Below are 8513 nucleotides of genomic sequence, written 5' to 3' on the forward strand. Positions count from 1 at the left end.
AACGCGCCTGATGACTTTCAAACCCACCGACTATCTGCCCTATGATTTTGCGAACCGCCGTCATATCGGGCCATCCCCCGCCGAAATGGAAGAGATGCTGAAAGTGGTGGGGGCGAAGGACCTCGACGCGCTGATCGACGATACGATCCCTGCAAATATAAGGCAAAAGGAACCGCTGGATTTCGGCAAAGCCAAGTCAGAGCGTGAGCTCTTGCATCACATGCGGGTCACGGCCTCGAAGAACAAGGTGCTGACCTCACTGATTGGGCAGGGATATCATGGGACGGTCACGCCGCCAGCCATCCAGCGCAACATCCTTGAAAACCCCGCGTGGTACACCGCTTATACGCCGTACCAGCCTGAAATCAGCCAAGGTCGGCTTGAGGCGTTGTTGAACTTCCAGACAATGGTGTCGGACCTGACCGGGCTTGAGATTGCCAACGCTTCACTGCTGGACGAAGCAACAGCGTGCGCCGAGGCGATGACCATGGCGCAGCGAGTCAGCAAGTCGAAGGCTAACGGCTTTTTCGTGGATGAAAACTGCCATCCTCAGAACATCGCTGTCATGAAGACACGCGCCCAGCCGCTGGGCATTGAAATTACGGTTGGTAACCCGGATGATCTGGACGCCAGCACCGTGTTTGGCGCGATCTTCCAATATCCCGGCACCTACGGCCACATCCGGGATTTTACCGATCAAATCGCCAAGCTGCATGAAAACAAAGCAATTGGCATCATCTCGGCTGACCCGCTGTCACTGACGCTGCTCAAGGAACCCGGCGCGATGGGGGCAGACATTGCCGTGGGAACAACACAACGCTTTGGCGTGCCAGTCGGCTATGGCGGTCCACACGCGGCCTATATGGCAACCAAGGCCAACTATGCCCGCAACATGCCGGGCCGGATCGTCGGTGTTTCGGTCGACAGCTTTGGCAATCGGGCCTACCGGTTGTCCCTGCAAACGCGCGAGCAGCACATCCGCCGGGAAAAGGCGACATCAAATGTCTGTACTGCGCAAGCATTGCTGGCCGTCATGGCCGGGTTCTACGGCGTTTTCCACGGACCTGAAGGCCTGAAGGCCATTGCACAGCGCATCCATCGAAAGACAGCACGATTGGCAGAAGGGTTGAAACAGGCGGGCTTTGATGTGCGCCCGGCCACCTTCTTCGACACGATCACCGTCGATGTCGGGCCATTGCAATCGGCTGTGATCAAGTCCGCCGTTGATGAAGGGATCAATCTGCGTGCCGTCGGATCGACCGCTGTTGGTATCACACTGGACGAACGCACACGCCCAGCCACCATCGAAAAAGTCTGGCGCGCGTTCGGGATCGAACGGCAGGACAAGGATTACACGCCGCATTACAACATGCCGGAGAAGCTGATCCGCACATCCGACTTCATGACTCACCCGATCTTTCACATGAACCGGGCCGAGACGGAAATGATGCGCTACATGCGCAGGTTGGCAGACCGTGATCTTGCGCTGGACCGCGCAATGATCCCGCTTGGATCATGCACGATGAAGCTGAACTCGGCGGCCGAAATGATGCCAGTCAGTTGGCGTGAATTCTCGCTGCTGCACCCCTACTGCCCCAAGGACCAAGCCGCCGGGTATATCGAGATGATCGAGGATCTGTCGGCCAAGCTATGCGACGTTACTGGCTACGACGCGATTTCCATGCAACCCAACTCGGGCGCGCAGGGCGAATATGCAGGCCTTCTGACCATAGCAAGCTGGCACCGGGCCAACGGCGAAGGTCATCGCAACATATGCCTCATCCCAATGAGCGCCCACGGTACAAATCCTGCATCCGCCCAGATGGTCGGATGGAAGGTGGTGCCGGTGAAGTCAGCAGATAACGGCGACATTGATCTGGATGATTTCCGGGCCAAGGTGGCTGAGCACAGGGACAACCTTGCCGGTTGTATGATCACCTATCCATCGACCCACGGCGTCTTCGAAGAGACCGTGATTGAGGCGTGCCAGATCACCCATGATGCGGGGGGGCAGGTCTATATCGACGGCGCCAACATGAACGCGATGGTCGGCCTCAGCCGTCCAGGCGATCTGGGTGGAGACGTCAGCCACCTTAATCTGCACAAGACATTCTGCATCCCGCATGGTGGTGGCGGTCCCGGCATGGGCCCCATCGGGGTCAAAGGCCACCTCACGCCCCACCTGCCCGGCGATCCAAACGGAGGCGAAGGTGCAGTCAGCGCAGCCGCATTCGGTTCGCCGTCACTGCTGCCGATCTCGTGGGCCTACTGCCTGATGATGGGTGGCGAAGGTCTGACACAGGCGACGCGGGTTGCGATCCTGAATGCCAACTACATCGCCAAACGCCTCGAAGGGGCATTTGATGTGCTCTACAAGGGTCCAACAGGGCGCGTCGCGCACGAATGCATCATCGACACACGCCCCTTTGCGGACAGCGCACACATCTCAGTAGATGATATCGCCAAGCGGTTGGCCGATTGCGGGTTCCACGCACCGACCATGTCATGGCCGGTCGCCGGTACATTGATGATCGAACCAACCGAGTCCGAGACAAAGGCCGAGTTGGACCGTTTCTGCGATGCAATGCTTGGCATCCGCGCCGAAATCCGGGCCATCGAAGACGGCGCCATGGATCCCGAGAACAACCCGCTCAAGAACGCGCCACACACAATGGAGGATTTGGTCAGGGACTGGGATCGCCCCTACAGCCGCGAAAGCGGATGCTTCCCAACCGGATCCTTCCGCGTCGACAAATATTGGCCCCCGGTCAATCGCGTCGACAACGTCTGGGGCGATAGAAACCTGTCCTGCACCTGCCCGCCGATGAAGGACTATACCTGAGGGCGGTGCCCCATGCGATCAATAGAAGTGCGGCAGGTTCTTGGCCCTGGCCGCACGCACCCAATTGGGCACAAAGGGCACGATCTTGTCCTGAGTGGGCACCATGATCTCAATGAAACTTGCCCCGTCATGCGCAATGGCGCTTGCCAAGATGGGCTCGATATCCGCCTCCGACGTGACCCGCGCGGTGGCAAATCCGAACCCCTCGGCCACCTTAAGGTAATCCACCGCGCCGAAATCCGTCGACCAAGGGGCATCCACATTATCCAGCAAAACAGCTTCGCCACGAATCCAGCCAAAACTGTCATTCCGGGTCAGGATGATGGTCACGTTCTTGCCGGACCGCTTGATCGTTTCCATGTCCCCCATCACAAAGCTAAACGATCCGTCCCCCGTGAACGAAATCACCGGGCCATTACTGGCATAGGCCGCACCCAGCGCAGCCGGAACGGAATAGCCAAGCGCTCCCATGGAATAGTTGGTGATGTACCGCCGCCCTGCCCTGCGAAACGTCAACAGCGCCGAGGGATAGATTGCACTGACCCCGGGTTCAGAAGTGACGATTGCGTCGTCGGGCATCAGCCTATCCAGCGCCTGCGACAGTTTGACGGGTGAGATTGTCCCCTCGGGCATCGGGATATTCGAGTTGAACACGTTATCGAGCGCCGTCTTTTTCATCGTGATCAAGTCGACGCGTGGGCGATCAAGATTGGGGTGCTCAGCCTTGATGATCTCAACCATGTAGTCAAGGCTTGCCCGCGCATCTCCAACCATGCCGACCTCGACCGGGAAATTGTTACCGATATGCGCTTCGGCGATGTCGAGATGCATAAAGGTTTTGGTGCGCGGATCGCCATACAGCTTCCAGTGATCAGTGGCGGCACTGTCCGTGTTCGACCCGATGAAAAAGATCGTATCGGCGTCGTGGACATATTGATTGGAATACTCCATCCCACCGCGCCCACCGATGACGCGCAGGGCCAGTGGGTGATCCTCGGGGATTGTACCTTTGCCCGGCGTCGTGGTGCCAACCGGGATTTGCAGCAGCTCGGCCAGTTCGACAATGACCTCTGACGCCTGTGAGATCAGCCCACCCTGGCCGCACACAATCGCCGGTTTCTCGGCGGCCAGCAACACATCGATGGCTGACCGGATCTTGCCGTGATCCGCCACCGGACGATGCGCGGGATAGGCGCTGTAGTCAGCTTCGGCATAGAGGTTCGAGACCTCTGCCTCTTCCCCAAAAATGTTGATCGGTACGCGGATATGGACCGGCGCTGGCCTGCCCGAGGTTGCGACGCGAAAGGCGCGCCGCACAAGAAACGGGATTTCGCTGACCTTGGTGATGACAAAGGATTCCTTGCAGATGCTGTCATAAAGGGCGGTCTGATCAACACCCGTCAGCCCATGTCTCTTGTCTTGATTGATCGGAATGTCAGAGCTGAAAAAGATGATTGGGACCGAGCTGAGGAATGCTTCGGTGATGCCCGGGGTGCAGTGGGTAACTCCCGGGCTGGGAGCCTCCAACACGCACGGTTTCCCCGTAATCTTGGCATAAGCCTCCGCCGCATAGGATGCAGTGCGCTCATCGCGTGTCAGGACAAACTCAATATCTGAATGGGCGCGCCATTCCTTGTACCACCCGATTGTCGTTTCCCCCGGCAATCCAAAAACGTGGGTAACATCGTGCAATTCGAGCATCCGCAACAGCGCCTGCGCGCCATTCATACGTTGAGGGGATGGTACGTTTGGCATCAGCAACCTTCCTATGTCAGCAGCTGCGTGCGGTAACGCGCCAGCGTCTCCGGGTCAGGTACGACCCCAAGGCCAGGAGTTATGGGCACATGGACATGGCCCTCACTTACCGGGAACGGTGTTTCCGTCAGATCCGCCTCCGCATAAAATGTGGACATGTAAAATTCACAGCCAAGGGTCAGGTCCGGGATCGCTGCCATCAGATGCGCACCTGCAGTATGGGCGATGGACGTTTCAAACATGCAGCCGCCATAGACCTCGATGCCAGCCGCCCGCGCGATCGCCGCAATCTCGATACATCGGCGGATGCCACCCGATTTGGCGGTTTTAAGCGAGAAGATATCGGCCATGCGGGCCGCCGCACCTCGCGTTGCATCGCGCACATCGAACACACTTTCATCGGCCATTATCGGAACATCGACGGCGCGGGTGATCTCGGCCAACACCTCGCGCTCGTATCGCTTGACAGGTTGTTCAACGAATTCCGGGCGGAACGTTTCGAGGTCACGAACATGCCGGATCGCGTCATAGGCGGGCAGACCCTGATTGTAGTCAATGCGCAAGCTGATATCGTCGCCATATCGCTCTCGCAACCTTTCAAGGCGCATCAGGTCAAAGGCGTGATCGGCAAACCCAGTCTTCAGCTTGAAGATCCTCACACCACTGTCCCAGATGCATGCGATATCCTCCAGATCGGCGTTGAAATCAGGGTTCGCAACGGAAAAACTGAGCGGAATGCTGTCGCGGTGCCGTCCCCCCATCAACTCGGCCACGGGCAAGCCCGCGATCTGCCCCATTATGTCCAGCAGCGCGCATTCCAGCGCGGCTTTCGCCTCGTTATGGCCCACAAGGGCGCGGGCTGCATCATTCAGGATCGGTTCAACCAACACCGGATCACGCCCGATGACATAAGGGCGAAAATGCACATGCAGCGCAGCGACATTGCCCTCGACCGTTCCGGTGAAAACCGGCCAGGGCGATGCCTCACCCCAACCGGTCAAGCCAGTGTCAGTTACAAGCTCGCACAGGACCACATTGATCCCACCCACATCGCCCGACCCATGCGAATGCACCGCCTTGGCCGGAATGGACACGCAATGAAGGCGCATCTCGGCGATACGGTGGTCGCTCATCTCGGCTCGGCCTCACCGTGGCGAATGTCGTTCAGATCCATAGGGAAACGCCGTGGTAGCAACCCGGCCTGAAACCATGTCAGGTAGGTGTAGATCGAAAACACCGGACGCCCCGTTGCGCGCCGGATGTCGGCAGCATAAGGCACCATGTTGGTGCATTCGAGCAGGATGGCCCCAACTTGCGGGTGTTCCAACACAAGCCGTTTGGCGGCGGCGATGTTGTCCGCCCGGGCCTGATCAAAATCGATCTCTGCCACGTCATCCAGAATGCTCGTCGTGAAATGCGACCCAGCCCCCGTGCCTTCAACCGGGGTACTGGGGGCAATGCCCGCAGCCTCCAGATGCGCAGGGGTCAGTGTTTCGGACGAAATGGTCAAGATGCCCAACGACTGCTCTGCAGGCAGCGACCGATGAATTAGAAGTGCCTGCAACAGTGACGACGATGCAACCGGCACACCAAGAGCGCGCGACATGTCATGTTGAAAGGGCACGAGGAACCCGCAATTCGTCGCAATACCGTCACACCCAAGATCGACCAACTCGCGACCTGCCTCGACAAACGCATCCAACAAAGGCGCCGCATCACCGCGCACCACATTGTCAGGCGTAGCCGCCGGAACAACCTTGAACTGGACGGGGAACGGCCAAGTAGCTGCGTTACCAATGTCGCCGGGAATACGCGGAAACCTCGTGTTCAGCATAAGGATGCCCACCGTCGCACCGAAGACTGTCTTGCCGCCATATGTTGTCATGTCAGCTCATCCTGCGGTGCATAAAGATCGGCAAAGGCAAGGCGCACAGCCTCGGATGCATGTTGCGCACGATGTTCGATATGATCACGCATGGCAGCGGAGGCCGCAGCACCATTGCCGGTGCGGACAATATTCAATATCGCCCGGTGCCGTTCCGTTGTCGTACGCCTGCCAGCTTGCAAACGTCGCAGATCAGCAGTGCGGACAAAGCGAATCTTGTCATAGATTGTCTTTAGCATGCCCAATAGTTCGGGATTGCCCGACAAGCTGGCCAGATGCAGATGGAATGCCTCATCCAGTTCCATCAACCGGATGGGATTCCTGCAGCTTGCATATTCATCTGCCGTCAGATCCAGCGATGCGTCTATTGTCTGCAACTCAGCGGGATCGGCATAGGTCGCTGCCTGACGCACAGCCTCGCATTCGATCGCCATTCGGGCCTGATACAAATGAATGATCCGTTTGTCCGACAGGGTCCGGCAAAAGAAACCGCGCCCGGCGCGAAACTCAACAAACCCTTCCGCGACCAGACGATTCAGTGCTTCGCGCAACGGCGTGCGGCTGGCGCCCAAGTCTCGCGATAACGATGACTCGTTGATCCTTTCGCCCGGCTTGAAGGCAAAGGATGCCGCCATCTCACGCAACTGCACATAAATCGCACTGACCGTGTCATTCATCTCGGGTGTGGCGTGGTTCATCTCTTGGTATCCCGATGTGTCAAGGGCACCCTAGCGCAGCCCTTGCATTGCGCACAAGTCTGTGCATTGATCTGTATACAATTTCAACTACAACTCGGGAGCCAAGTACCAAGGCAATGCCGAAGCGTGTTATCATAGCCGGGGCCGGCATCGTCGGCGTCTCAACGGGGATTTGGCTGCGCCGCATCAGCGAGGCAGAAGTCACAATCATCGACCGGCAGCCCCCGGGCGAAGGCACTTCGCACGGCAATGCTGGTGTCCTCGCAGCTTGTTCCATTGCGCCCGTGACTGCGCCGGGGCTGACGCGTAAAGCGCCCCGGATGCTCATGAACCCAGACTTCCCCCTATTCATGCGCTGGGGTTACTTTCCGAAACTGCTGCCCTGGGTGCTAAAATATCTGTCGAACGCCAATGACCACGACACGCGCCGCATTGCCAATGGACTAACCACTATTGTCGGGGACAGCGTGGACCAGCACAAAGCGCTCGCAGCTGACACCAAGGCAGCAAGCTGGGTGAGCGACAGTGATTATTCCTTTGCATATGCAAACCGCGCCGCGTTCGAGGCCGACGCCTATACATGGAGCCTGCGCCGGGATTCGGGGTTTGAGCCGATCATCCGGGAAGGTGACGCTGCACGAGAATATGAGCCCAACCTGTCACCAGACGTAGGACTGCTGGCGACGATGCAGGACCATGGATACGTTCGCGACCCAGGCAGCTACGTTAAAGCGTTGGCGGTAGAGTTCGAAAAGCTTGGCGGCACGATCCTTCGGGCTGAGATCAAGGATTTCGAACTCGTGAACGGCAAGATCAAGGGAGTGCAGACAGATCAGCGGCCACATGCTTGCGATCAAGCGATCCTGGCGACCGGTGTTTGGTCCAAATCCTTGATGCAGAAACTGGGCCTATCAATCCCGATCGAAACAGAACGCGGCTATCATATCATCTTCAAAGGGGCCGAGGGCGGACCATCCCACCCGATAATGGTCGCCAGCGGAAAATTTGTTGCGACCCCGATGGCCGCCGGTTTGCGATGCGCAGGCATTGTGGAGTTCGGAGGCTTGTCTGCTGGGCCTTCAAAGCCTCCCCTGGACTTTCTGCGCAGACACGCCAAAGCCAGCTTTCCCAACCTGACCCATAACGAGGAGGTCGAGTGGCTGGGCCATCGCCCTGCCCCGTCCGACAGCCTTCCATTAATTGGGCAGGTGGGCGAGACGGGCGTTTTCACAGCCTTCGGCCACCATCATATTGGATTGACCGGTGGGCCGAAAACGGGAAGGATCACCGCAGGTCTTGTCGCGGAACAGCCCGTAAATACTGACATAAGTGC

6 protein-coding genes are annotated in these 8513 nt (G+C 58.2%); 2 read left to right on the plus strand and 4 right to left on the minus strand.

The window, feature by feature from the left end; genetic code table 11:
* Positions 1–10: 10 nt before the first annotated feature.
* Positions 11–2842 (plus strand): aminomethyl-transferring glycine dehydrogenase, encoded by a 2832-nt coding sequence (gcvP, locus tag AC6RA8_RS01460; protein WP_500350348.1) that lies wholly within the window; start codon positions 11–13, stop codon positions 2840–2842.
* Positions 2843–2860: 18 nt separating this feature from the next.
* Here gcvP and AC6RA8_RS01465 read toward each other — a convergent pair whose 3' ends face one another.
* Genes AC6RA8_RS01465 through AC6RA8_RS01480 form a run of 4 tightly spaced genes read right to left on the minus strand, consistent with a single transcriptional unit; the run spans position 2861 to position 7180 of the window.
* The gene (locus AC6RA8_RS01465; RefSeq protein WP_500350349.1) at positions 2861–4597 is read right to left on the minus strand and encodes a thiamine pyrophosphate-binding protein; all 1737 of its coding nucleotides are present in this window, start codon (positions 4595–4597) and stop codon (positions 2861–2863) included.
* A gap of 11 nt (positions 4598–4608) precedes the next feature.
* The gene (locus AC6RA8_RS01470) at positions 4609–5730 is read right to left on the minus strand and encodes an enolase C-terminal domain-like protein (RefSeq protein ID WP_500350350.1); all 1122 of its coding nucleotides are present in this window, start codon (positions 5728–5730) and stop codon (positions 4609–4611) included.
* Positions 5727–6482, minus strand: coding sequence for an aspartate/glutamate racemase family protein (locus AC6RA8_RS01475; protein WP_500350351.1), 756 nt, complete (start codon positions 6480–6482; stop codon positions 5727–5729). Before AC6RA8_RS01475 ends, AC6RA8_RS01470 begins: the two co-directional genes overlap by 4 nt.
* On the minus strand, positions 6479–7180 hold the full coding sequence (locus AC6RA8_RS01480) for a GntR family transcriptional regulator (RefSeq protein WP_500350352.1): 702 nt from the start codon (positions 7178–7180) through the stop codon (positions 6479–6481). The genes AC6RA8_RS01475 and AC6RA8_RS01480 overlap by 4 nt, the downstream gene beginning before the upstream one ends.
* A gap of 116 nt (positions 7181–7296) precedes the next feature.
* On the opposite strand from AC6RA8_RS01480, the gene AC6RA8_RS01485 reads away from it, so the two are divergent.
* On the plus strand, positions 7297–8513 hold a 1217-nt coding region (locus AC6RA8_RS01485), incomplete at its 3' end, for an NAD(P)/FAD-dependent oxidoreductase (protein WP_500350353.1).

The organism is Tateyamaria sp., assembly GCF_059783535.1.